Source organism: Pseudomonas sp. CCI4.2 (genome assembly GCF_034350045.1).
In the GTDB taxonomy this organism is placed as follows: Bacteria; Pseudomonadota; Gammaproteobacteria; order Pseudomonadales; family Pseudomonadaceae; genus Aquipseudomonas.
This window is the reverse complement of sequence record NZ_CP133781.1, coordinates 3,960,638-3,985,209: the sequence shown is the minus strand read 5'-3', so window position 1 is coordinate 3,985,209 and position 24,572 is coordinate 3,960,638. Positions and strand designations below refer to the sequence as shown.

Genomic DNA, 24,572 nt, shown 5'->3' with positions numbered 1-24,572 from the left:
GGTGTTTAGCGGTGTACGTTTAGCGCGGCAAAATATAGCGCCTAATGGCTGTCGCCACACCGTCCTCTAAATTACTGCCTGTCACGTAATCGGCCTGGCTGCGAACACTTTCATCGCCCTGCCCCATAGCAATCGACAACCCGGCGACATGGAACATCGCCACGTCATTGCTACCGTCACCAATAGCGGCAGTCTGGCTCAGTGGCACCCCCAGAAATTCGGCGAGGGTCACCAGCGCGTTGCCTTTGTTGGCTTCCACGGCATTGACGTCCAAGTAGTACGACTGCGACCGCGACGCTAATGCCAAGCCGTCAATCTGCGGATTGAGCTGTGCCTCAAGGTCTTTCAACAGTTGGTGATTGGCGCTGGCGGCGACGATTTTGTCGATCCGATCCAGATATGGCTCGAAACTGGAGACCACGATGGGGTCGTAACCCAGTGTCTTGCGCTCATGGTCGACCAACGCCCCATTGAGATCGCGCAACAACCATTGGTCATCGGCGAAGACCCACACCGAGCAATCCTGGCCAGTAAACATCGCCAGGCTCGCACTCGCCGCTGCCCGTGGAATACGGTGGGCTGACAACACCCGGCCATCGGGATGAGTGATCAAGCCGCCGTTAAACGCCACGGTTGGCAAATCAATCCCCAAGGCTTCGATCTGCTGGCGCATGGCCCTGGGAGGACGACTGCTGGCCAAGGTAAAGCGAATGCCCGCAGCGCGCAGTTGTTTGATCGCGTCGGCGTTGGCCTGGCTCAAGCTGTGGTCGGGACGTAGCAAGGTGCCGTCGATGTCGGACAGCAAAAACTGGATGAGGGGTTGCGCGGGGTCGCTCATCCGATAGTGCGCCATTCAAAGCCGTCGCGCGCCAGTAGCTCATCGGCAGCAGCGGGGCCTTCTTCGCCCGCCTTGTACTGCTCGACGTTGGGGTGCTTGGCCCAGGCATCCAGAAACGGTTGCACGGCGCGCCAGCCGTTTTCGATGTTATCGGCCCGTTGAAACAAGGTTTGGTCGCCGGCCAAGCAGTCGTAGATCAGGGTTTCGTAACCGGTCGACGGCAGCATCTCGAAGAAGTCTTTGTAAGCAAACCCCAGCTCGATGTCGACGATGTCCAATGTAGGCCCTGGTCGCTTAGCCTGCAGGTCGAACGACATGCCCTCGTTCGGTTGAATCTGGATCTTCAGATAGTTGGGCTTTGGCTGCTCAACGTCCGTATCGCGAAACTGCGCGTAAGGCGCAGGTTTGAAGCAGATCGCAATTTCAGTGTCACGGGCACTCAAGCGCTTGCCGGTACGCAGGTAGAACGGCACGCCGACCCAGCGCCAATTGTCGATCATCACTTTTAACGCGACGTAGGTTTCCGTGGTGCTGTCCGGCGCGACGTTGGGCTCTTCCCGATACCCGGCGACACTTTGGTCGCCCACCGTGCTTTCTGCGTACTGACCGCGTACCGAGTTGGCCAACGCCTCTTCTTGCGTCCACGGGCGAATCGCGCCAATGACTTTGGCTTTTTCGCCGCGCACCGCATCGGCGCCGAACGCGGCCGGTGGTTCCATGGCCACCATGGCCAGCAACTGAAACAAGTGGTTGGGCACCATGTCTCGCAATGCACCGGTACGCTCGTAAAAACTGCCTCGGGTTTCAACGCCCACGGTTTCTGCGGCAGTGATCTGAATGTGGTCGATGTAATGGTTGTTCCAGAACGATTCGAACAAGCCGTTAGAAAAACGGCTGACCATAATGTTCTGCACGGTCTCTTTGCCCAAGTAGTGGTCGATCCGGTAAATCTGCTTCTCAGCCATCACCTTTAGCAGGCAAGCATTGAGACCTACCGCGCTCGGCAAGTCGGACCCGAACGGTTTTTCGATCACGACGCGCCGGAAGCTGTCGTCACTCTCGACCAGCAACCCCGACGAGCCCAGACGCTTGGCGACTTCGCTGAAAAAGCGGGGTGCTGTAGCGAGGTAAAAGATTGCGTTACCCGAGCCGGTGGTTTTGATTTTTTCGCCAATGTCGCTGTAAGTCGAATCGTCGAGAAAATCACCCTGCACATAGCTGATACGGCTGGCCAGATCGCTCCACAAGGCAGGGTCCAGCGGTTCGGCTCCGCCTTCGGCGACTTTGCTGGCCGCTTCCTGGCGAATGAAGTCTTCGAGTTTTTTTGCAAAATCAGCGTCGCTAATCGCGTTATGGTCAACGCCAACAATGTGAACGCCGTTGCCCAGAAGACCATCACGGCTGAGGTTATACAGCGCAGGCATCAGCAAGCGTTTGACCAAATCACCGTGGGCGCCGAACAGAAACAACGTGGCCGGCGGGGCAACTTTCGGCGCTTGATTGGAGGTGGTTCGCGACAGACCCATTATTTTGGTCCCTCTTTGTGGCCGCCAAAACCGAAACGCATGGCAGACAGCATTTTATCGCCGTAGGTGCTTTCCTGCCGTGAGCGAAAACGCGCGAACAATGCGCTAGACAGTACCGGCACCGGCACTGATTGCTCCATGGCCGCATCAATGGTCCAGCGACCTTCACCACTGTCGGCCACATTGCCGGAGTAAGCATTGAGCTGCGGATCAGTGGCCAGCGCGTCGGCAGTCAGGTCCAGCAACCATGAGGACACGACGCTACCCCGACGCCAGACTTCAGCAATATCGGCAACATTGAGGTCGAAGCGCTGCTCAGGCGGCAAGTGGTCGGAGTTTTTCATCTTGAGGATGTCGAACCCTTCGGCAAACGCCTGCATCATCCCGTACTCGATGCCGTTGTGGATCATCTTCACGAAATGCCCGGAACCCGCAGGGCCGGCATGAATGTAACCCCGCTCGGCACGGTCGTCGGCCGCGTTGCGGTCTTTGGTGCGCTCAATGGAGCCATAGCCGGGAGCCAAGCTGTCGAACAGCGGATCCAGGCGTTTAACCACGTCGACATCGCCGCCGATCATCATGCAGTAACCGCGTTCCAAGCCCCACACGCCGCCTGACGTCCCGACATCGACATAGTGCAGTTGTTGCTGGGTGAGCGCCTGGGAGCGACGAATATCGTCTTTATAGAAGCTGTTGCCGCCATCAATGATCACATCGCCCGGCTCCAGCAGCTCACTCAAGGCATTGACCGTGTCTTCGGTGGGAGCGCCCGCCGGGAGCATGACCCACACCGCCCGGGGTTTTTCCAAGCCCGCGACCAGCGCAGCGAGGTCAACAACGGCGGTGGAACCTTCCTTAGCCATTACGGCACGAGCGCTCTCATCGCGGTCGTAAACGACCGTAGTATGGCCATTAAGCATCAACCGTCTTGCGATATTGCCGCCCATGCGGCCCAGTCCAATAATCCCAAGTTGCATGTGGGGTGCTCCTTAATACGAAGAAAGGGATGCCTCACCTTATATAGCCCAGCAGTACATAGCAGATAGTCCACAGCGGCCGGACCAGGGGGTATCAAAGGCAGGGGGCGTGGGTGAGCCTGCCTGATTCAGTAGATTTTCGCGATCAAGAAACATTCGCGACAATTAAAAATAAAAAAGTTCCATTCCTGAATAAAAGAAATCAGAATCGCCACCGATAGCTCAGTAGGCTAACGAAGATTCACGCTTAACCGAAGCCTGAAATTCTCACACGTCCAACGCTGAGTCGAAACACGTTATTTGCGAGGTAAGCAATGGGCACCCTCCTGTCAGCACTCCCACCCCAAACCCTTTATGTCAGCATTCGTCGTGACGAGTTGCGTCAGCTCAAAGACGAACGTGATCAGTTGCTGCGAAAAGTGGCTCGTTTGACCGAGCGGCTACAAACGCTTGCGCAGACTGATTCAAATCCCGCCTCGCGCCTGACCAACTGACCTGATACCCCCTCTGTAGGCGATTCAAGCTTGATACGGTGTGTCAGGCTAATTGCCTCGCGAACACGTTCGCTACAGGTCGCGTCCGCAGCGTTCTCATTGGGTTCCGACCAGACACAGTCGCTAACGTTCCCCTGCACGGTTTGCCCGTCTGGTTACCTGATGCAATACTTCTTGCCCGCCTCAGCTATACTCTGCGCCCTTTTTATACGGCCCGGCTTACGGGTGAAGACAGGCTGGTCGGCTCGGACTCACGTTGTCGGCAGTACTAATGGATAACGTGCTGGAGCGCTAATGGCGATTTTCAAACGGGGTAAGACGACCTCGAAAGGTTTTGATTGGGCCGGTCTATGCTGGCTCTTCGTATTCTTTTGGTATTTTTCCGGCATCACCCAGCTGCTTATTCAAGTCACCGGAATCTCAGGTTTTGCCGGCTTTCGCCAGGCGTTCGTCATGAGCGCCATCTGGCTGGTGCCGATGGTTCTGTTCCCATCCAAAACCCGGGTGATGGCCGGCGTCATAGGCGTGGTGTTGTGGCTGTGCTCGCTGGCGAGCTTGGGTTACTTCTTCATTTACCAGCAAGAGTTCTCGCAAAGCGTGATTTTCATCATGTTCGAGTCCAACGTCTCTGAAGCCGGTGAGTACATCACCCAATACTTCGCGTGGTGGATGGTGTTGGCGTTCGTGGCGCATACCGCGTTTGCGGTGTTCCTGTGGACCCGTTTGCGCCCTGTTCAGATGAAACGCCGTAGCGCCTGGATTACCTCGCTGGCCATCGTGTTCCTCCTGATCGTGTTGCCGTTTGGCAAGCAGTTGGACCGGCGTGGCGATTTAGCCGCAGCCTTTGAAAGCTACGAAAGCCGTGTCGAGCCCGCAGTGCCATGGCAAATGCTGGTGGCCTACCACCGTTATGGCCAGCAGTTGAATAGCATGCAAGGGATGCTTAAAAGCAGCAGTGAAATCCCTCCGCTGACCAACTTGAAAGACCAGCAGGCCAATCTTCCAGCCACGATGGTCTTGGTCATTGGCGAATCGACCAACCGCCAGCGCATGAGTCTGTACGGTTACCCCCGCGAAACAACGCCCAACCTCGACCAGTTAAAGGACCAGTTGCAGGTCTTTGACAACGTCATCACACCACGGCCCTACACCATTGAAGCGCTGCAACAGGTGCTGACCTTCGCCAATGAAGAAAACCCGGACCTGTACCTGAAGACACCGTCTATTGTCAGTGTCATGAAACAAGCAGGGTACAAAACCTACTGGATCACCAACCAGCAGACGATGACCAAACGCAATACCATGCTGACCACGTTCTCGGAACAAACCGACGAGCAGGTGTACCTCAACAACAACCGCAATCAGAACGCTCGCCAATACGACGGCGATGTCATCGAACCGTTTAACAAGATCCTCAACGATCCGGCGCCGCGTAAATTCATCGTGGTCCACTTGCTGGGCACCCACATGAGCTACCAGTACCGCTACCCGGAAACGTTCGATAAATTTACCGATCGGACCGGCATTCCGGCCGGCGTCAGCGATGATCAGGTGCCGATCTACAACACCTATGACAATGCAGTCTTGTACAACGATTTCGTGGTATCGAGCCTGATCAAGAGCTACGCCAACGTCGATCCGAACGGCTTCCTGCTGTACCTCTCTGATCACGGCGAAGACGTTTACGATGGTCCGAAATACGACGTACTCGGCCGCAACGAGGCCAAGCCCACCGTGCCGATGTATACCATTCCGTTTATGGTGTATGCGTCGCCGAAGTGGCGTCAGACGCACAATTGGGACTTTTCCAGTATCAAGAGCCGGCCGTTCAGCAGTTCTTCGCTGATCTATACCTGGGCTCAACTGGCGGGACTGAGCTTCGATCAGTTGGACAGCACCAAGAGCCTCGTCAGTTTCGACTTCAAAGAGCACCCGCGCATGATCGGCGACCCCTACGCCCAAAAAGGCCTGTCAGATTTCAGCCTGATGCGCGGCAATACACCACCGACCGTCGCGCCTAAAGTGGTCCAGCAATAGCCCCCACAGGCCTGCCCTTCTGGCAGGCCTTTTTCTATCAATACCGATACCGACCTTCTGCCCGACGGACCCGCTTTAAAGCGGTGTCGTTTTGCGTGCACTCTAATCAACCAAATCGACACCTCAAAAGTCCACCCGCGCACCGGGAACTGGCAGTCGCGTTCGCTCACTGATTATTGCTGGCGCATTTTTCTAGGCAAGTTTTTGTAACCCGGTTATTTTTTGGCCCATTGTCTAACAATCCGACCAATGGTTCGCGTCTCTGGGTTATCGTTGACCTGCCTCATAGAAGTGCATTTCAGTTGATAAACGCCTTGTAATATCGCGCACAAACCCGGCCTATTGAGCTGAGACCCCCTTGCCACGCCACTTCGTAAAAATAATCGAAACTTTCTGATACATCGGTGGGTCATCATGAAAGAGAGCCTAAGCTATTGGCGTAACCCGAGTAAGGGCTCAGTCCCCTGTCCAGCTATCACGCATACGGTAAATGGGTACCGTTCTTGCGTAGCGCTTGTGTGGACGGCCATAGGAAATGGCTAATAACAAATCGAGTGCTGCACCACACTGTATTTATAACGGGAGAAAAAGATGATTAGCGCCGCTGTCAAAACCCAGAAGGGAGAGAGTTTTAATCAGCCGGCCAGCGAGCTGACCCATCTGCCGGTCTTCGCACCGACGAGCGTTCCACTGCTGCAACTACCGACTTCAAAGCCAACTATTACTCTGACGAACAGAAGAAAAATTCTATTCGTGACGTCGGAGCTGGCTGATCTGGTGAAAACCGGAGGTCTTGGTGATGTGTCTGCTGCACTGCCGCGAGCCATGCGCCACCTGCACGATGTCCGCGTGCTGATTCCCGGTTACCCCCAAGTTCTCAATAGCGGTAATCCGATTCACGTCATTAGTGAGTTGAGTGGTTATGCCGCGTTGCCTGCGTGCAAAATCGGCCGGATGGACATGAAAGACGGTCTGGTCATATATGTTCTGATTTGCCCCGAGCTGTACGAGCGCGAAGGTACGCCGTATGGCGACAACAACGGCCGTGACTGGTCGGACAACCATATCCGCTTCGCTCGACTGGGCCTTGCCGCCGCTGACTTTGCCGCCGGTGCAGTAAAAACCCAGTGGTGCCCTGAGCTGGTTCACGCCCACGACTGGCCTGCTGGCTTAGCGCCGGCCTATATGAAATGGCGCGGCCAGACAACACCAAGCATTTTCACGATTCACAACCTGGCGTATCAAGGGACGGTCAGTACCGGTTGTAACCGCGAGCTGGGTATTCCCGATCAAGCGCTGGGCACTGACGGTATGGAGTTCTACGGCAAGCTTTCGTTTATCAAAGCTGGCATGGCCTACGCCAGTCACATCACCACGGTCAGCGCGACCTACGCCAAGGAAATCACAACTCCGGCATTCGGGTGCGGGCTTGAGGGCTTCTTACAAAGCAAGGCTGAACAAGGCTTGCTCAGTGGTATTCCAAACGGCATCGACGCCAGTTGGGACGCCGCCACTGACGAGCACTTGATTTGCCGGTTTGAGCCTAACGAATGGCAGCGTAAAGAAATCAATGCCGACTATGTGCGTGAACTGTTTGAACTCGAACCGTCTCAGGGCCCACTGTTTGCGGTGGTGTCGCGGTTGGTGTTTCAAAAAGGCCTGGACTTGACCATTGGCGTTGCTGAACACATCGTCAACTCAGGGGGCCAGATAGCGATCATTGGTCGAGGCGAACCCGAAGAAGAAGACGCCATGCGTGCCTTGGCGCTGCGTTTCCCCGGCCAAGTGAGTGTCCGTGTCGGCTTCAACGAAACCGACGCTCGCCGGATGTTTGCTGGCAGTGACTTTTTGCTAATGCCATCGCGCTATGAACCTTGTGGCTTGAGCCAGATGTACGCCCAGCGCTTCGGTTCGTTACCGGTGGCCCGTAATACCGGCGGCCTGGCTGACACCATTGAAGATGGCGTCACAGGTTTCTTATTTGAAGACGCGTCCATAGAAAGCTATTCGGAAGCGCTGACTCGGGCAATCAAGGTGTTCGCCAATCCCGAGCTGCTCAATGCGATGCGCTGCCGCGCAATGGCCGCGCCTTTTAACTGGCACCAAGCGGTGGAACCTTATGCCGAGCTGTATCAGGAACTTCTGAAAAAGAATGTGGGTGCTACCGCCCACAACTAAAAAGGGGTTAAACGGATGCCTATGCGCACGGATGAAAACTGGCGCCACGGCGCCGTCATGTTGGATGCCGAACGCACCCGGTTTGCCCTCTGGGCACCGGATGCTCACTCCGTCAGTGTTGAATGCGAAAACCAGCCATCTGCGGCAATGCTGCCGCAGAATGACGGCTGGTTCGTGTTGGAAACCTATTGCCCTGCCGGAACGCTGTATCGCTACAAAATCAACCATGAGCTTGAAGTGCCCGATCCCGCTTCTCGGGCGCAATCTTGCGATGTGCACTCCTCCAGCCGAGTGATCGATCACTCGGCGTATCGTTGGCAACACCCTGAGTGGGCCGGACGACCTTGGCATGAGGCGGTTATTTATGAGCTGCATGTGGGTGTACTGGGCGGTTACGCCGAAGTCGAAAAACACCTGCCGCGTCTTGCAGAGTTAGGCATTACCGCTATCGAACTCATGCCATTGGCGCAATTTCCCGGTGATCGCAATTGGGGCTACGACGGTGTTTTACCCTATGCGCCGCAATCGTCTTACGGCACCCCGGACCAGCTCAAAGCCTTGATCGATGCCGCCCACGGGCACGGCCTGATGGTCATTCTCGACGTGGTGTACAACCACTTCGGACCAGACGGTAACTACTTGGGCAATTACGCCAAGGGTTTCTTCCGCGAAGACATTAAAACCCCGTGGGGCGCGGCCATCGATTTTCGCCGTCGCGAAGTTCGTGACTTTTTTATCGACAACGCTTTGATGTGGTTATTGGACTATCGCTTCGATGGCTTGCGCCTGGATGCGGTACACGCGATCAAAGACGACACGTTCCTTAAAGAGTTCGCCGAGCGAGTACGCCAGCAAGTTGATGCCCCCAGGCAGGTATGGCTGAACCTGGAAAACGAGCACAACGAGGCCAGCTTGTTAGAAGAGGGTTTTGATGCGCAGTGGAACGATGACGGGCACAACGCACTGCACGTCTTGCTGACTGACGAAAGCGATGCGTACTACGCAGACTTTGCCAACGACCCTACGCAAAAATTGGCTCGCTGCTTAAGCGAGGGCTTCGTGTTCCAAGGTGAGGGCAATCGTCATGGCCACCCCCGGGGCGAACCAAGCGGGCATTTGCCGCCCAGCGCGTTCGTATTGTTTTTGCAGAATCACGATCAGATCGGTAATCGAGCGTATGGCGAACGTCTACCGCTGTTAACGAGTGGCCAGGCCCTTCGCGCAGCCACCGTTCTGTTGTTGCTGTCGCCAATGATTCCCTTGATGTTCATGGGTGACGATTGGGCCGCAAGCGAACCGTTTCTGTTTTTCACCAGCCACCACGGAGAGCTGGCCGAAGCCGTACGTGAAGGTCGTCGCAGCGAGTTTGCTGATTTTCCAGCGTTTGCTGATGAAGAAACCCGCGAAAATATTCCCGACCCTAATGCCCGCAGCACGTTCGAAAAATCGCGCCCGGCCTTCGACAAGGTATTTCTGGAAACCGATCAGGGGGCTGATCATCAACAGTGGCTCGCACTTTACAAGCAACTGCTGACGCTGCGTCACCAACACATTGTGCCGCGCCTGATTGGCGCCGAAGCATTAGCGGCCTGCGTGCTGGGCCACGGTGCCCTGATCGCACGCTGGCGTATGGGCGATGGCAGCGTGTTGCGCATCGATTTGAATCTGGGCGAGCATCCTGTCGATCTGCTCGCCTCTGAACGTGGCACCGTACTGTTTGAAACCCTGCCTCATTCGGCAGAACTTTCTCGGCACGGCACCCTCAACCCCTACACGGCAATTGTCAGCCTGACAGCGACCGATGTTTTGGAGGAACAGGATGAGCAATGAGCAACTCCATGGTTTGGCCATCCGCGCGGGTCTGTCGGTCCACTGGATCGACGCCAACGGACGGCCGCAAACTGTCGCTCCCGACGTATTGTGCAAAGTGCTCGACGGCCTGGGTTATCCCGCCTACAGCAGCCTCGATATCGACACCAGTCTGCAACGTCTGACCGAGTCGGATATACAACACAGCGCGCCGCCTCTGTTGACGGTGGATGACGGTCATGCGCTGGATCTTTTTACCTGGTTCGCACCCCATACTCCGTTTGTGCTCGAGCTTGAAGACGGTGGCACCCTTAACGGCGAATTGACCGATACCGTGCAACTGCCGGCGCCGGGGGTTGTCGGCTACCACCTGTTGCTGATCGACGGGCAGCGCCTGACAATTGCGGTAGCACCGAAAACCTGTTTCAGCATGGCCATGGCAACCGAGACGCCCACCCCCCGGGTATGGGGTTTGACCGTTCAGCTGTATTCCTTACGGCGCCAGGGTGACGGTGGATTTGGCGACACTCAGGCATTGGAAACCTTTGTCCGCTCTGCCGGTGAACGTGGCGCCGATGCGGTGGCCATCAGCCCGATGCACGCGATGTTTGCCAGTGACCCCCATCGTTACAGCCCCTATTCACCCTCCAGCCGCTTGTTCCTGAATGGCTTGTATGCCTCGCCTGGCAATATCCTCGGCGAGCGCGACGTGCGCATGGCGATTGAACAAACCGACTTAACCGACGAGCTGGCGCGTCTTGAAGGGCTGCCACTGGTCGATTGGCCGGCGGCGGCCGCTGCCAAGTGGAAGCTGTTGCACGCGCTGTACGCAGGCTTCAGCAATGGCACGCACCCCATGAATGAGGACTTCGTCAGCTTTTGTGAAAAAGGCGGCGAAGCACTGGAAAATCACTGCCGCTTCGAGGCCTTACAGGCGCAATGCGTGACCCGTGGCATGAGTACGGATTGGCGTGAATGGCCGCAAGAGTTTAAGAATCCTCAAAGTAGGGACATTGCCGAGTTCGCAGATGTACACCGCGAGCAGATCCGTTTCCACGCCTTCGCTCAGTGGCTGATTGCCCGAGGGTTGGAGCGCGCGCAAGTCGCGGCACGCAGCAGCGGCATGTGTGTTGGCCTGATTGCCGATTTGGCGGTCGGCGCAGACGGTGCAGGCAGCCAGGCCTGGAGTCGGCAGGATGAACTGCTCTCGGCACTGACCGTGGGCGCACCGCCAGACATTCTTAATCGCTCCGGGCAAAGCTGGGGTATTTCGGCGTTTTCCCCTGATGGCTTGAAGCGCAACGGTTTCCGGGCGTTTATCGAGATGCTGCGGGCCAACTTCGCCCACGCCGGTGGCTTGCGCATTGACCATGTCATGGGCCTGCAACGCCTGTGGGTGGTGCCGGTGGGATCACCGCCCAGCCAAGGCGCCTACCTCAACTACCCGCTGGACGACATGTTGCGCTTACTCGCCCTGGAATCCTGGCGTCACAAAGCTGTAGTGCTCGGCGAAGACCTTGGCACCGTCCCCGAAGGCATGCACGACAAGCTGTCGGCCCGAGCCATTCTTGGCATGCGCGTTCTATTGTTTGAACAGGACAACGCGCATTTCAAACCGATTCTGAAATGGTCCGACGAAGCATTGGCCACCACCAGCACCCACGACTTGCCAACGCTCACTGGTTGGTGGAATGAGCTGGATATCGACTGGAGCCGTGGCCTAGGGCTGATCGACGAGGACACCGAATGTCATGCCCGCGAAAGCCGGCAGCGCGAACGCGAAGGGTTACGACAGGCGTTGAGCCAAGACTGGGCGAACTTTCGCGATCCCCTCAGCGAAACCGCGCAAATTGTAGATGCAAGCGTCCGCTACCTCGGTCATACCCGGGCACCGCTGGTGCTGTTGCCGATGGAAGATGCGCTCGGCGTCGAAGAACAATCGAACTTACCTGGCACCATCGACAGTCACCCCAATTGGCGCCGGCGTCTGTCGGGAGACAGCGCGACCCTGCTTGATGATGAACATGCCGCTCGCCGCCTGGAACTGCTGTCTCAATCGCGGGTGCAAGCGGCGGAGCGTGACCAATGAACACACCGTCCAATGCGCCGCTGCAACCGTTGCGAGCCACCCAGCGGCTGCAATTCCACAAGGGTTTTACCCTGGATGACGCCGTGCCGCTGGTGCCCTACTTCGCCCGCTTGGGCATCAGCCATGTTTACGCCTCGCCGCTGTTGAAGGCTCGAGCCGGGTCGATGCATGGTTATGACGTGGTCGATCCACGGGTGATCAACCCTGAGCTGGGTGGCGAACCGGCGTTGCGCCGGCTGGTCAGTGCGTTGCGCGAACACGGCATGGGCTTGATCCTCGATATCGTTTCCAACCACATGGCGGTCGGTGGTTCGGACAACCCTTGGTGGCTGGACTTGCTGGAGTGGGGCCGCCGCAGCCCCTACGCCGACTTTTTCGACATTCAATGGCATTCACCCGATCCGTTGCTGGAAGGCCAGTTACTGTTGCCGTTTCTGAGCAGTGATTACGGCACCGTGCTGCAAGCCGGGGAAATCCCGTTGCGCTTTGATGCGGTCATTGGCGGGTTTTACATCGAGCATTATCAGCACCGCTTCCCGATCAACCCAATCACCTACACTGCGCTGCTCGATGCCGCAGAGCACCCAAAGCTCAGTGAGCTGAGCCAACGCTTTGCCGCACTCGAACGCTACCCGCAAGCCTATGAACGCGCCCGACAGGCCCGTGCCGAACTGGCTGAACTGGTTCAACAACCGGACATCCTCCAAGCCATCGAACGTGGTCTGAAACAGTTCGACGCCAGTGAAACCCAAGGCTTTGAGCGACTCCATCAACTGCTCGAACGCCAACATTATCGTTTGGCCAGCTGGCGCACCGCCGGCGACGACATCAACTGGCGACGGTTTTTCGACATCAATGAACTCGGCGGTTTGCGCGTCGAGCGGCCCATGGTCTTCGAAGCGACCCACGGCAAAATTTTCGAAATGATCAGCGACGGTCTGGTTGACGGTTTGCGCATCGACCACATCGACGGCCTCGCCGACCCACGAGCTTACTGCCGCAAACTGCGCCGGCGCGTCGAGGGCTTGCTCTCGAAACGTCCTGCCGCTACCCACGTCAGCCATGTGCCCATTTTCGTCGAAAAAATCCTTGGACCTGACGAACAGTTGCCGTTGGACTGGGGTGTGGATGGCACTACCGGTTATGAATTCATGAACCAGGTGTCGTTGCTGCAGCACGATCCCCGCGGCGAAGTACCCCTTGGTGAGTTGTGGAGTCGGCTCAGCGCACGCACCGCTAATTTCAATCAAGAGGTGCTGGAAGCTCGGGATCTGGTGCTGCACGGCACCTTGGCCGGTGACTTTGAAAGCGTTGCCCAAGCCTTATTGCAGGTGGCCCGCAGCGACCTGATGAGCCGTGATTTGACCTTTGGCGCAATTCGCCGGGCGCTGCTGGCACTGGTGGTTAACTTCCCGATTTACCGCACCTACATCAGTGCGTGCGGGCGCTCTGCCGAAGATGACCGGTTTTTCCAACAAGCCCTGCAAGGCGCTCGACTCAGCCTCGGCGAAGCCGACTGGCCAGTGTTGGATTATTTGCAGCGCTGGCTCGGTGGACAACCGTGGCGTGAATTGCCGCGGGGACGTTTGCGCACGCTTCACCGCACTGCGTGCGTGCGCTTTCAACAACTCACCTCCCCGGTCGCCGCCAAGTCGGTTGAGGACACCTCGTTCTACCGCTCAGCGGTGCTGCTCTCGCGTAATGACGTTGGCTTTCACCCTCAGCATTTCAGTGCAACACCCGAGCACTTTCATGAAGCCTGCCAACGCCGCGTCGAATTTTTCCCCGACAACCTGTTGGCCACTGCAACTCACGACCACAAACGCGGCGAAGACACCCGCACACGGCTTGCCGTATTAAGTGAATGCGCTGGCTGGTACGCCGAACAAGTTGAGCGTTGGCGCACATTGGCTGAGCCATTGAAGGTGGGCGACGTCAGCATCAGCGCTGGCGACGAACTGATGCTGTATCAGGCGTTACTTGGCAGTTGGCCGCTGAACATGGACGGCGAAACTGCCTTCGAGGCGTTCGCGGAACGCGTGGTCAAATGGCAAGAAAAAGCCCTGCGCGAAGCCAAGCTGCTCAGCAGTTGGAGCGCACCCAATGAACCCTATGAGCGGGCGTGTCGAGACTTTCTCAACAACCTGCTGTTAGCGCCCGAAGGCGTGGCCTTGCGTCAATCGCTGGGTGCCACGGCCAATCGTATTGCCGCAGCCGGTGCACTTAACAGTCTGACCCAGACGTTGTTGCGGATTACCGCGCCTGGGGTTCCAGATTTGTACCAAGGCACCGAATTTTGGGATTTCAGCTTAGTGGACCCCGACAACCGTCGTCCCGTTGACTATCCCGCTCGGGTCGCAGCGTTGGCGGAGTTGCTGAGCCCCGAAGCGCTGATTGAGCAATGGCAAGACGGGCGGATCAAACAGGCGTTGATTCATCGCGTACTGAGCCTGCGCTCAGAGCATGCTCAACTCTTCAGACGCGGGCGTTATATTCCGTTGAACGTATTGGGTACTTACGCCGACCACGTCCTGGCGTTTGCACGGGAGAGCGACGGACAGCATGCGGTGGTCGTCGTGCCGCGATTAATCACTGAACTATTGGGCACCGCGCAAACTCCATTAATCAATGCAGGTAGTTGGGGTGACACGCGAGTGGTGTTGCCGTTTGCCCAGGCACGCCATCGCTGGAAGGGAATTTTTTCCGAAGCGGCAGTTTCAATTGATCAGGAGCTGCTGCTAAGCGCGGCGCTCGTAACGTTTCCTGTAACCCTGCTTATTCAAACTGTGTAATACCTGGGAGTGCCGAGATGAGTGCCGACGAGAAACGTGTTCGGGAATTTGCGTACCAAATCTGGGAGTCTGAAGGGCAACCTGACGGCCAGGAAGAGCGCCATTGGGAAATGGCCCGCAAACTGGCCGAAGCGGAAGCTCTGGCGCCAGACAAAAAGGATGTGCGCAAGACTGCCAAGCCCAAATTGCCCAAGGTTGACGGTGCCGGTGATGCTAAGCCTATGGCCCCTAAGCCCGCAGCCAAGCCCGTCGCAAAAGCGGCTTCCAAGCCAGCGCCCAAAACAACGGCGGCTCCGGCATCTACTCCGGTGGCCGCACCGGTAGCCTCAACGGCGAAGAAACCCAGTGCACCGCGTAAACCGTCCGCGACCTGACCGATTACCGGCGCGAAGCGTATGACCGCAGGCATCGGTTTAACCGCCGATTAACCTGCGGTAGTTCCAATTGAACTAACCACCCACATTAGGGCTTCTGACGCCCGGCGGTGACGAATTCGGCCGCGTTTCAGAAAGCATCAAACCGCAGGGAATGTTTATGAGTACGTCACACGCCAAGGCAGCAAAAGATCAAGACGCTAAACAACAGCCGTCACCCAAAGACAGTACTGAACAAGTAACCTCACGAATCCGTGAAGGGCTGCCCTTCCCACTGGGCGCTAATTGGGATGGCCTCGGGGTCAACTTCGCGCTGTTCTCGGCCAATGCCACCAAAGTGGAGCTGTGCCTGTTCGACTCCAGCGGTGAAGTGGAACTTGAGCGTATCGAGCTGCCGGAATACACCGATGAAATTTTTCATGGTTACCTGCCCGACGCCCATCCAGGGTTGATCTACGGCTATCGCGTTTATGGTCCTTACGACCCGCAGAACGGCCATCGTTTCAATCACAACAAACTGTTGATCGACCCCTACGCAAAACAGCTGGTCGGCCAACTGAAATGGTCTGAAGCCTTATTCGGTTACACCATCGGTCACGAAGACGGTGACCTGAGCTTCGACGAGCGTGACAGCGCGCCCTTTGTACCCAAAAGCAAGGTCATCGACCCTGCTTATACCTGGGGCCGCGACCAGCGGGTCAACGTGCCGTGGGATAAAACCATCATTTATGAAACCCACGTCCGCGGTTTCACCATGCGCCATCCGGCCGTCCCTGAAGACTTGCGCGGTACATTCTCCGGGCTGAGAAACGACGAGGTTATCGAGCACATCCGCAAACTCGGGGTAACCTCCGTCGAGTTGCTGCCGATCCATGCGTTCGTCAACGACCAGCATTTGTTGCAAAAAGGCATGACCAATTACTGGGGGTACAACAGCATCGCCTTTTTTGCCCCAGACCCGCGCTACTTGGCTCACGGCAAGATTGCCGAGTTCAAGGAAATGATTGCCCACCTGCACGATGCCGGCCTCGAAGTCATTCTGGACGTGGTTTACAACCACACCGCCGAAGGCAACGAGCTAGGCCCGACCCTGTCCATGCGCGGTATCGATAACGCCTCATACTATCGCCTGATGCCCGACGACAAGCGCTTCTACATCAACGATTCCGGGACCGGTAACACCCTGGATCTCAGCCACCCGTGCGTGTTGCAAATGGTCACCGATTCCCTGCGCTATTGGGCCACTGAGATGCATGTCGATGGCTTCCGCTTTGACCTCGCCACCATTCTTGGCCGTTACCACGATGGTTTTGACGAGCGCCACAGCTTCTTGGTGGCCTGCCGCCAGGACCCCGTGCTGCGCCAAGTGAAAATGATTGCCGAACCTTGGGACTGTGGCCCCGGCGGTTATCAAGTCGGCGGCTTCCCACCGGGCTGGATGGAATGGAACGACAAGTTTCGCGACACAGTGCGCGCCTTCTGGAAAGGCGACGAAGCCCAACTGTCCGACTTTGCAGCTCGGATGACGGCGTCCGGGCAGATGTTCAATCAGCGCGGGCGCAGCACCTTTGCCTCGGTCAACTTCATCACCGCCCATGATGGCTTCACGTTGCACGACCTTGTGTCCTACAACGACAAGCACAACGAAGACAACGATGAAAACAATCAGGACGGCAGCAACAACAACCTGTCCTGGAACCACGGCGTTGAAGGGCCGACCGATGACCCTGAAATCAACGCCCTGCGTCTGCGGCAAATGCGTAACTTCTTCGCCACCCTGCTGTTCTCCCAAGGCACACCAATGGTTGTGGCCGGGGATGAATTTGCCCGCACTCAACACGGTAACAACAACGCCTACTGCCAAGACAGCGAGATCGGCTGGGTCAATTGGGACCTGGATGAAGACGGCAAATCGTTGCTCAAGTTTGTTCGACGCCTGATCAAGTTGCGCCACAGTTACCCGATTCTGCGTCGTGGACGTTTCCTGGTAGGTGAGTACAACGAAGAAATCGGCGTCAAGGACGTGACCTGGCTCGCCCCGACTGGCAGCGAAATGACCATCGAGCAGTGGGAAGACGGCAATGGCCGTTGCCTCGGGATGCTCATGGACGGCCGCGCGCAAGTGACCGGTATCCGCCGCCCCGGTGCCGATGCCACGTTAATGCTGGTGGTCAATTCACACCACGAGGAGGTCAACTTCACCTTGCCCGAAGTGCCCGAAGGCGTTTATTGGACCTTGCTGGTCGATACCAACCAGCCCGACACGCGTGGCGACGATCAACTTCCTTTCGGAACGCAGTACGCCGTTACACCGCGGTCCTTGTTGCTGTTTGAACTCCATCACGAAGAACAAGCATGAACCAAGCGCTCGGCGAGTTCCTCGGCTGGCGCAAGCACGGTTATGCCGATGCGAAAGCGCTCGGCGAGTGCTTGCAGGCGCTCGTGCATGAAGGACTCGATCATCTTCCGCTGCCCGCCGGCGGGCAAACCCTTGAGCGCTGGCGGGGCTTGGCCTGTGTGGCGGGTCATGACCTGGGCCTGTGCAAGCTGTATGAAGGGCACACCGACGCCTTAGCGATCATGACCGAGTTGGGTGCCCCGCCGCCTTCAGCCAGCAGTACCTGGGGCATGTGGGCAGCCGAACCGCCCCAGGCCAAGGTTTCCATCACGGCCGACGGCGACGCCGGTGATCACACTGACGGACAACCCGTGCGGCTGGACGGCCGCAAGGCGTGGTGTTCCGGCGCAGCCGTACTCAGCCATGCATTAATAACCGCGTGGGATGAGCAGAATCGGCAGCAGCTCGTGGCTGTCGCCCTCAATCAACCCGGCGTCAGGATTACAACCGAGGGATGGCGTGCCGTGGGCATGGGCGCCACTGGCAGCGTGGAAGTGCAATTCGAACGAGCGCAGGGCTATCGAATAGGTTCTTCAGGACAGTACCTGACGCGATCAGGATTTTGGCACGGCGCAATAGGCATTGCAGCCTGCTGGTACGGGGCGGCCAATGCGCTGGCGAGCCGCTTGTTGGTACAGGCCAATAAACACGCAGAACCTCATTCTTTGGCGCATCTGGGGGCGGTCGATAGCGCATTGCACAGCGCGGCGAGCGTGTTGCGCGACAGCGCTCAATACCTTGACGATCAACCAACCGCCAATGCCGAACACGTGGCGCGGCGCAGTCGGGCGGTGGTCGAAGCCACTGCCGAATTGGTGATTCTCCACGTTGGCCGGGCGTTGGGCGCCGGCCCCTATTGCAAGGAATCGCACTTTGCGCGCTTGAGCGCCGATCTACCGGTGTTCCTGCGCCAAAGCCATGCCGAACGCGACCTCGCTGCGCTTGGGCAACTCACCAGTGATTCATTCACCAACCACTCACTGGACAGTGAGTCAGACGTTGGCCGTCAGCCGACAAGGATGTGGGGTCTGTGAGCGTAAATTTAATTGTTGGCGAGGGCACGTCGTTGCAGACGTGGAATCACTCGAAAAGCCTGGCGCGACTTCCGGTAATGAGTGCCGAACTCCTGGTTCCGGTGGGTTCCAGAGCGGTGATTGTCGCCCCCCACCCGGATGATGAGGTCTTGGGCTTCGGCGGTCTGATGCAACAGCTGGCGCAATTGGGCCGTGCTATGCAGCTTATTTCGGTGACCGATGGCAGCGCCAGCCACCCTGGTTCACACACTTGGCCGATGGAGCGTCTGGCGGTCATACGGCCTCAGGAATCCGCCGAAGCGCTGCGGCGCCTCGACCTGCCATTGCACCGCCTGCAATGGATTCGTGGCGGTTTCAGGGACAGCGCCATTGCACGAGACGAACACGCCCTTAGCAGGTTCATCGAACGTTACCTGCGCCCGACCGATGTTGTCTTTGTCACGTGGGATCACGACGGCCACAGTGATCACGATGCCACCGGACGCGCGACCCTGCGGGCTGCCGAAAATGTCGGTGCCCCGTGTCATCAGGTACCGATATGGGCCTGGCATTGGGCACAGCCTGAAGATGAGCTCATTCCTTGGCCCCGTGCACGAAAAATCCTGCTGGACCCGATGACCATCGCCCGAAAACGTCATGCGGCCCACGCCTTTGCCAGCCAGTTACAAGGCGACCCCGACATTGGCCTGCCGCCGGTGCTGACCGCCAATGTGCTAGAGCGATTGCTGCAACCGTTTGAAGTGGTGTTCCTGTGAGCGTCGCCGACAGTTATTTCGAGCAACTGTTTGATGGCAACGATGACCCCTGGGCATTCAAACAGCGCTGGTACGAGCGCCGTAAACGCGCCCTCACCCTGGCCGCCTTGCCGCGTGAACACTACTCAGCCATTTTCGAACCTGGCTGCGCCAACGGTGAACTCAGTGCCGCACTGGCAACTCGCTGTGATCATTTGCTGATTTGCGACACGTCGTTAACTGCCGTGGGTCTCGCCAAGCAGCGGTTACAGGGGGTTGAGCATGCTCAAGTGCTTCACGCCCGGTTGCCCTACGATTGGCCCGAGGAAACCTTTGATTTGATTGTGTTCAGTGAGTTGGGTTACTACCTTGACCCCCTTGACCTGGACCAATGGATCGACCGCGCCCTTACCTCGCTGGCTCCCGACGGCCAACTGCTCGCCTGCCATTGGTGCTTGCCCATCGAGGGCTGCCCGCAAACTGCGCAGCAAGTCCATCAGCGGCTGCAAGAGCGGCTGCCAATGCATCGGCTATTTGCCCATCAGGAAAAGGATTTTCTGCTGGACGTTTGGAGCCGCGATCCGATATCAGTGGCTGAAAAGGAAGGTTTGCGATGATCGGAGTCCTGATCCCCGTCCATAACGAAGAACAACTCTTGAGCCTGTGCCTGCAAACCGTGCAGTCGGCCAGTCAGCACGCGGCGCTCAATGGCGAAGCCGTGCTGGTGCTGGCGGTGCTGGACAGCTGCACCGACGGTTCGGCGACTATCGCTGAGAGTTTTGGGGTTTCAACCTTGGCATTGACCGTGCGCAACGTCGGTTTGGCCCGTGCTGCAGGCGCCCGGATGTTGCTTGAACAAGGCGCGCGCTGGATCGCCTGCACCGATGCCGACAGCACCGTTGCCGAGGACTGGCTGGTGCAACAATTAGCGCTCGGAGCCGACGCGGTGTGCGGCACGGTGACGCCCGGTCACTGGCACGCAGAGATTGCGCTCGAAGCGCAAATTCGCTACCAGCAAGGCTATCAAAATCGCGACGGGCATCGCCATATCCACGGCGCCAACCTGGGCATCAGCGCGACAGCCTACCTCCGTGCCGGGGGCTTTCCGCCGCTGGCCTGCCATGAAGACGTGACCCTTGTTCAGCACCTGGAGTTATGCGGCGCGCGGATCGCCTGGAGTTGCGGGCCGCAAGTAACCACCAGCACCCGACTTGATAGTCGTGCCGTGGGTGGTTTTGGGGATTACCTGAGATCGCTGATTAGCGCGTGATGCACCTACCCGATCACCGTAGGGCCGAATTTATTCGGCAAGCAGGCGCCTCGTCTGTCGCAATACCGCGTTGCTGCCTTCCCGAATGAATTCGGTCCCACAGCTTAGCGATGCGCAGATTTCTGTAGGAGCTGCCGAAGGCTGCGATCAGCTTGAAGGACCTTGATTATTCCTGTTCCTGATGCGCCGTCTGCATACCTTCCTGACTCGGCTGCCCTATGGTTTCACCAAAGAACCGTACGGCGTCGGCCGTCAAGTTGCGATGAATGTCCAACCGGTCTACGCCTTCAGCATCGGTACACAAAATCGCTTGGGTCGCTTGCTGCTCATCCGTGCACGGTGCGAGGAAGACAAAATGCCCAGCGCCCGGCAACAGCTTGAATTCAGGCGCCTGGGGCAATTGGCGCGCCAATGCCTGAGCATTTTTGTCCAGTGCGAGCAATTGATCGCCGTCGCCGCTGTACATCAACACCGGCACATGCACCTCGGCCAGCGCGTGGCGGCCGAACATTAAGCTCAGGGGTGCCATCAGCATCAATGCTCCGACCCGTGGGTCTGCCTCCGGGCGCAGATCATCCCGGTCAACAATCAATTCACCTTGAGTCTTGCACGCATCTTTGTCCTGCGGACGCTCCGCACAATATTTACGCAGACGCTGCAAATCAGGTTGAGCCCCGGCGAGGATTAACGCGGTTTCGCCACCGGCTGAATAACCGATCACGCCCACTCGCTGAGCATCGACATACGTGGACAACATTGGATCGGCCAGCGCGGCGGTGATTGCTTCGGAAATCTGCAATGGCCGCCCGTAAAGATTACTCAGGCTGCCCAGACGGCTGTGGTCAAGGTAGTTGTCGCCAGGATGAATCACGGCGACCACAACGAACCCTTTTCGGGCCAAAGACGTGGCCAGGTCATGCAGGGCCAGAGGCGTCCCGGTATTACCGTGGGACAGCATCAGCATCGGGAATCGACCCATGGCGATATCAGCGTCTTCAGTCGCTTCTACCAAGTACCCGTCGACCCGGTGGGTCTTCTTTTCGGCGGTGGAAGGATAGAAGGCAATTGCCTGCATCGGCTGGAGATCCAAGGGATCAAGGAACGTCAGCCGATGAAAGCCCGCGCTCAAATATTCAGCTGCTTCGGCTTGCACCGAAATCAGGCTTGTAAAGAGGCAAATCACTAACACCGCACAAAGACGCACCATCGCCAGGCCCCACCTTTGTTGATCCATATCATCCACGTGTGCAGTCCGCTGCGAGTTTCCGCGCTCCGCACCGTTTAACGCTGTTCGCGCTGACTAAGTTAAGAGTAGCTGCCAGACAAATAATGCATAAGCCGGGCCAAACGCTTGAAATTAAGTTTTAAAGTTGCCGACATAATTTTCACATCAGCGCTGATAGGGCGATCTTACTGCTAATGACAACGAGTTACCTGTCAGTTCTCCGTCAAGATTGATGATCGGTCGCAAATCAGCCGACAAATGGCGCTAAACGCAAAAACTCCACAGGCTCCTCGCTTGACAGCGCGGACTGTGGAGTTTTTTGGCAGCAGTGTTATTAAGCGATGACGCTATTACGCAACGGCAAACAGAGTTTCGTTGATCTGTTTTTCTGCGGCGGTCATAGCGTTGGCACGGGGTTCTTCACCGTAGGCCAAACCGTGAGCGAAGACGAATTGAATATCCGTAATGCCGATGAAAGCAAACAGCAGCCTTAGATAGTCTTCGTGACCAACGCTCGACGGCTGGCCAACATGCAGGCCGCCCGACGTTGAAACGATGATGATTTTTTTGCCAGCGCACAGGCCCTTTGGACCGTTCTCGTCGTAGGCAAAGGTACGGCCGGCAACCGAGATGCGGTCGATCCAGGCTTTCAGCTGGGTCGGCAAGCTGAAGTTGTACATCGGCGCACCGATCACCACGACGTCTGCCGCCAGGAATTCTTGCAGAATCGCTTCGTTGTTATCGACTTCAGCCAGTTGAGCGGCGTTGCGGGCTTCACTCGGTGTGCCGCCTGCGGCCAGCGTGGCGGCAGAGAAATGGCCCAGCGGGTCTTGAGCCAGGTCACGGTAGGTCACTTGGCCGTCAGTTTCAGCCGCTTTCCATGCCTGAACGACGCTACGGCTGAGCTGGCGGGAAGCAGAGTGGTCGCCAAGAATGCTTGAATCGAGGTGCAAAAGTTTCATGAAGCTCTCCAAGTAGGAATCGCCGCTGGGCGACCAAGTGCGGATCATCCTACAGTGCAAAGTAATAGCTGATTAGTCAGCAGAAATGCGATAGTTCGTCCCACTCATAGAACAGTCAGGTTTTCCGATGCAGGATCTTAACGATCTGTATTACTTTGCGAAGGTGGTGGAAGCCGGTGGTTTCGCTGCGGCTGGGCGGGTCTTGGGGATTCCCAAGTCACGCCTGTCACGGCGAATCGCGGAGCTGGAAACTCGCCTCAATGCCAGCTTGCTGCAACGCACTACGCGCAAATTGGCGCTAACAGCCGTGGGCGAACGCTATCTTCAGCATTGCCAGGCGATGCTGCTCGAAGCAGACATGGCCGATGAAGCGGTGGCTTCGCTGTCTGCCGAACCCAGGGGTCGGCTCAGGGTTTCATGCCCGGTGGGGTTGGTCCACTGGGAACTGTCCAACGTGGTCAGTGATTTTGTCGCCAGCTTCCCTCAAGTTCAGCTGGAAATGCTGCTGGTCAACCGCCGAGTTGATCTGGTTAACGAAGGCATCGACGTGGCGTTACGAGTGCGTGATATCGGTGATGAAGACCCAAGCCTGATTGTCCGGAACCTGGCTCCGACAACGGCCGTACTGGTCGCGGCGCCTGCATTGCTGGTCAACCGAATCATCAGCACGCCACAAGACTTATCCAGCCTCCCGGTACTGGGCGCCATTGAGGCGGATCGCAAGGTTCATTATCAGTTGGTGCACACCAGCGGCACGCGTTGCGATATGTCCATGGACGCGCGGCTGGCCATCGATGACTTCCCTATCCGAAAGACCGCCGCCTTAAGAGGGCTGGGTTTTAGCATGCTCCCAATGATGAACTGTCGCGAAGAACTGGCCGATGGACGTCTGATTCAATTGCTGCCCGACTGGTCATTGCCCAGCGGGCATTTGCAGGCGGCTTATACCCAACGGCGCGGTACGCTGCCGGCGGTAAGGGCGTGGATCGATCACATCAGCGCAGCCTTTGCCCATAATGCAGGTGAGCAAGGCTGTTTCCAACGCTGATTATCAAGGATAACCATGATGACCTCAGAACAGGTTGCACAGTTTTGCATGACCCTTCCGGGCGCTCGGGAAGATTATAAATGGGGGGGCACCCGGGTATTTTCCGTGGTGCAGAACAAGATGTTTGCGGTGCTTGATCTCGCAGGCATGGGCTTATCGTTCAAAATCGGGCCCGAGCTGTTTCTTGGTTATGTCGACCGCCCTGGCATTCGCCCGGCACCTTATCTAGCCCGCGCTTATTGGGTCAGCATCGCCCCACCCTACCCCCTCAGCGACAATGAACTGCGCGAACTGCTGACCCGTTCTCACCAGTTAGTGGTCAGCAAGCTACCGAAGATTCGTCAGATTGGGTTGAAGCTCGATCAGTAAAGGTGTCTGGCCAGGAAACGCCCGCCCAGTAACAGACGATCAAGCCAGAACAGCTCATGCGCTACAACGATGAGCCAAAAAACCACCTGATAAGACACTTTGCGGGTTTTATGCCGCAAGATTTGCTGCGCAACTAAACCGCCCGGCCAACCACCCAGCAGCTCAACAACGTGCAAGACTTTTTCTGGTGTACGCCATCCTTCATTCCGCGCCTGGGATTTGTCTCGCCAGTAGAGAAAGAAGGTCAGCACGCTCATCACGCCATAAAGACACGCAGGGATCGCTGAGACGCGGCCGATAAGCATCGACAGCGCCCCGAAAACCGGCAGCGCACTCAATCCCAGTAAGATAAACAGCTTGACTCGCAAATACTGTGTCGGCCGTTTCACTGAGCGGGATTGAGCGCGCTGGTCCATGT

Annotated in this window: 20 protein-coding genes; 14 read left to right on the top strand and 6 right to left on the bottom strand. The window is 57.3% G+C overall.

Annotated elements, in window-relative coordinates:
- Positions 1-19: 19 nt before the first annotated feature.
- Genes RHM65_RS18145 through gnd form a run of 3 tightly spaced genes read right to left on the bottom strand, consistent with a single transcriptional unit; the run spans position 20 to position 3,341 of the window.
- Positions 20-838 carry an HAD family hydrolase gene (locus RHM65_RS18145; protein ID WP_322164534.1) on the bottom strand — a complete coding sequence of 273 codons (819 nt, stop codon included), beginning with the start codon at positions 836-838 and terminating at the stop codon, positions 20-22.
- Positions 835-2,364 carry a glucose-6-phosphate dehydrogenase gene (gene zwf / locus RHM65_RS18140; protein ID WP_322164535.1) on the bottom strand — a complete coding sequence of 510 codons (1,530 nt, stop codon included), beginning with the start codon at positions 2,362-2,364 and terminating at the stop codon, positions 835-837. The genes RHM65_RS18145 and zwf overlap by 4 nt, the downstream gene beginning before the upstream one ends.
- The gene (gnd, locus tag RHM65_RS18135) at positions 2,364-3,341 is read right to left on the bottom strand and encodes a phosphogluconate dehydrogenase (NAD(+)-dependent, decarboxylating) (RefSeq protein ID WP_322164537.1); all 978 of its coding nucleotides are present in this window, start codon (positions 3,339-3,341) and stop codon (positions 2,364-2,366) included. The genes zwf and gnd overlap by 1 nt, the downstream gene beginning before the upstream one ends.
- Before the next feature lie 314 nt (positions 3,342-3,655).
- On the opposite strand from gnd, the gene RHM65_RS18130 reads away from it, so the two are divergent.
- The 12 genes from RHM65_RS18130 (at position 3,656) to RHM65_RS18075 (ending at position 20,550) form a co-directional block, all read left to right on the top strand.
- Positions 3,656-3,835, top strand: a complete 180-nt coding sequence (locus RHM65_RS18130; RefSeq protein ID WP_322164538.1) for a DUF6026 family protein — start codon at positions 3,656-3,658, stop codon at positions 3,833-3,835.
- 294 nt (positions 3,836-4,129) lie between these two features.
- Entirely contained in the window at positions 4,130-5,872 is a 1,743-nt protein-coding gene (locus RHM65_RS18125; protein ID WP_322183852.1) for a phosphoethanolamine transferase CptA, read from the top strand.
- Positions 5,873-6,463: 591 nt separating this feature from the next.
- Positions 6,464-8,050: a glycogen synthase GlgA gene (gene glgA / locus RHM65_RS18120; protein WP_322164540.1), complete on the top strand. Its 1,587-nt coding sequence runs from the start codon at positions 6,464-6,466 to the stop codon at positions 8,048-8,050.
- A gap of 15 nt (positions 8,051-8,065) precedes the next feature.
- Positions 8,066-9,880: a malto-oligosyltrehalose trehalohydrolase gene (gene treZ / locus RHM65_RS18115; protein ID WP_322164541.1), complete on the top strand. Its 1,815-nt coding sequence runs from the start codon at positions 8,066-8,068 to the stop codon at positions 9,878-9,880.
- A complete protein-coding gene (malQ, locus tag RHM65_RS18110; protein WP_322164542.1) occupies positions 9,870-11,948 on the top strand; it encodes a 4-alpha-glucanotransferase in 2,079 nt (692 codons plus the stop codon). The genes treZ and malQ overlap by 11 nt, the downstream gene beginning before the upstream one ends.
- Positions 11,945-14,740 (top strand): malto-oligosyltrehalose synthase, encoded by a 2,796-nt coding sequence (locus tag RHM65_RS18105; RefSeq protein WP_322164543.1) that lies wholly within the window; start codon positions 11,945-11,947, stop codon positions 14,738-14,740. Before malQ ends, RHM65_RS18105 begins: the two co-directional genes overlap by 4 nt.
- A gap of 17 nt (positions 14,741-14,757) precedes the next feature.
- A complete protein-coding gene (locus tag RHM65_RS18100) occupies positions 14,758-15,114 on the top strand; it encodes a DUF2934 domain-containing protein (protein ID WP_322164545.1) in 357 nt (118 codons plus the stop codon).
- Between the two features lie 160 nt (positions 15,115-15,274).
- The gene (glgX, locus tag RHM65_RS18095) at positions 15,275-17,473 is read left to right on the top strand and encodes a glycogen debranching protein GlgX (RefSeq protein WP_322164546.1); all 2,199 of its coding nucleotides are present in this window, start codon (positions 15,275-15,277) and stop codon (positions 17,471-17,473) included.
- Positions 17,470-18,546, top strand: a complete 1,077-nt coding sequence (locus tag RHM65_RS18090; RefSeq protein ID WP_322164548.1) for an acyl-CoA dehydrogenase family protein — start codon at positions 17,470-17,472, stop codon at positions 18,544-18,546. The genes glgX and RHM65_RS18090 overlap by 4 nt, the downstream gene beginning before the upstream one ends.
- Positions 18,543-19,301 carry a PIG-L deacetylase family protein gene (locus RHM65_RS18085; protein ID WP_322164549.1) on the top strand — a complete coding sequence of 253 codons (759 nt, stop codon included), beginning with the start codon at positions 18,543-18,545 and terminating at the stop codon, positions 19,299-19,301. The genes RHM65_RS18090 and RHM65_RS18085 overlap by 4 nt, the downstream gene beginning before the upstream one ends.
- Positions 19,298-19,897 (top strand): class I SAM-dependent methyltransferase, encoded by a 600-nt coding sequence (locus RHM65_RS18080; protein ID WP_322164551.1) that lies wholly within the window; start codon positions 19,298-19,300, stop codon positions 19,895-19,897. The genes RHM65_RS18085 and RHM65_RS18080 overlap by 4 nt, the downstream gene beginning before the upstream one ends.
- Positions 19,894-20,550: a glycosyltransferase gene (locus tag RHM65_RS18075; protein ID WP_322183850.1), complete on the top strand. Its 657-nt coding sequence runs from the start codon at positions 19,894-19,896 to the stop codon at positions 20,548-20,550. Before RHM65_RS18080 ends, RHM65_RS18075 begins: the two co-directional genes overlap by 4 nt.
- 166 nt (positions 20,551-20,716) lie before the next feature.
- Here the strand turns inward: RHM65_RS18075 and RHM65_RS18070 are convergent, their stop codons facing one another.
- Both RHM65_RS18070 and RHM65_RS18065 read right to left on the bottom strand, forming a co-directional pair.
- Positions 20,717-21,757 carry a dienelactone hydrolase gene (locus RHM65_RS18070; protein ID WP_322170960.1) on the bottom strand — a complete coding sequence of 347 codons (1,041 nt, stop codon included), beginning with the start codon at positions 21,755-21,757 and terminating at the stop codon, positions 20,717-20,719.
- A gap of 368 nt (positions 21,758-22,125) precedes the next feature.
- Positions 22,126-22,737 carry an FMN-dependent NADH-azoreductase gene (locus tag RHM65_RS18065; protein ID WP_322164553.1) on the bottom strand — a complete coding sequence of 204 codons (612 nt, stop codon included), beginning with the start codon at positions 22,735-22,737 and terminating at the stop codon, positions 22,126-22,128.
- Positions 22,738-22,864: 127 nt separating this feature from the next.
- Between RHM65_RS18065 and RHM65_RS18060 the strand changes: the two genes are divergently transcribed.
- On the top strand, positions 22,865-23,785 hold the full coding sequence (locus tag RHM65_RS18060) for a LysR substrate-binding domain-containing protein (protein ID WP_322164554.1): 921 nt from the start codon (positions 22,865-22,867) through the stop codon (positions 23,783-23,785).
- Positions 23,786-23,803: 18 nt separating this feature from the next.
- Positions 23,804-24,154: an MmcQ/YjbR family DNA-binding protein gene (locus RHM65_RS18055; protein ID WP_322170963.1), complete on the top strand. Its 351-nt coding sequence runs from the start codon at positions 23,804-23,806 to the stop codon at positions 24,152-24,154.
- On the opposite strand, the gene RHM65_RS18050 is transcribed toward RHM65_RS18055, so the two are convergent.
- On the bottom strand, positions 24,148-24,570 hold the full coding sequence (locus RHM65_RS18050; protein WP_322164555.1) for a DUF1294 domain-containing protein: 423 nt from the start codon (positions 24,568-24,570) through the stop codon (positions 24,148-24,150). The two genes, RHM65_RS18055 and RHM65_RS18050, sit on opposite strands and share 7 nt — an antisense overlap.
- Positions 24,571-24,572: the final 2 nt, after the last annotated feature.

Coding starts and splice junctions, on each gene's coding strand:
- RHM65_RS18145 (WP_322164534.1), bottom strand. CDS start 838: ATGAGCGACCCCGCGCAACCCCTCATCCAGTTTTTGCTGTCCGACATC.
- zwf (WP_322164535.1), bottom strand. CDS start 2,364: ATGGGTCTGTCGCGAACCACCTCCAATCAAGCGCCGAAAGTTGCCCCG.
- gnd (WP_322164537.1), bottom strand. CDS start 3,341: ATGCAACTTGGGATTATTGGACTGGGCCGCATGGGCGGCAATATCGCA.
- RHM65_RS18130 (WP_322164538.1), top strand. CDS start 3,656: ATGGGCACCCTCCTGTCAGCACTCCCACCCCAAACCCTTTATGTCAGC.
- RHM65_RS18125 (WP_322183852.1), top strand. CDS start 4,130: ATGGCGATTTTCAAACGGGGTAAGACGACCTCGAAAGGTTTTGATTGG.
- glgA (WP_322164540.1), top strand. CDS start 6,464: ATGATTAGCGCCGCTGTCAAAACCCAGAAGGGAGAGAGTTTTAATCAG.
- treZ (WP_322164541.1), top strand. CDS start 8,066: ATGCCTATGCGCACGGATGAAAACTGGCGCCACGGCGCCGTCATGTTG.
- malQ (WP_322164542.1), top strand. CDS start 9,870: ATGAGCAATGAGCAACTCCATGGTTTGGCCATCCGCGCGGGTCTGTCG.
- RHM65_RS18105 (WP_322164543.1), top strand. CDS start 11,945: ATGAACACACCGTCCAATGCGCCGCTGCAACCGTTGCGAGCCACCCAG.
- RHM65_RS18100 (WP_322164545.1), top strand. CDS start 14,758: ATGAGTGCCGACGAGAAACGTGTTCGGGAATTTGCGTACCAAATCTGG.
- glgX (WP_322164546.1), top strand. CDS start 15,275: ATGAGTACGTCACACGCCAAGGCAGCAAAAGATCAAGACGCTAAACAA.
- RHM65_RS18090 (WP_322164548.1), top strand. CDS start 17,470: ATGAACCAAGCGCTCGGCGAGTTCCTCGGCTGGCGCAAGCACGGTTAT.
- RHM65_RS18075 (WP_322183850.1), top strand. CDS start 19,894: ATGATCGGAGTCCTGATCCCCGTCCATAACGAAGAACAACTCTTGAGC.
- RHM65_RS18070 (WP_322170960.1), bottom strand. CDS start 21,757: ATGGTGCGTCTTTGTGCGGTGTTAGTGATTTGCCTCTTTACAAGCCTG.
- RHM65_RS18065 (WP_322164553.1), bottom strand. CDS start 22,737: ATGAAACTTTTGCACCTCGATTCAAGCATTCTTGGCGACCACTCTGCT.
- RHM65_RS18060 (WP_322164554.1), top strand. CDS start 22,865: ATGCAGGATCTTAACGATCTGTATTACTTTGCGAAGGTGGTGGAAGCC.
- RHM65_RS18055 (WP_322170963.1), top strand. CDS start 23,804: ATGACCTCAGAACAGGTTGCACAGTTTTGCATGACCCTTCCGGGCGCT.
- RHM65_RS18050 (WP_322164555.1), bottom strand. CDS start 24,570: ATGGACCAGCGCGCTCAATCCCGCTCAGTGAAACGGCCGACACAGTAT.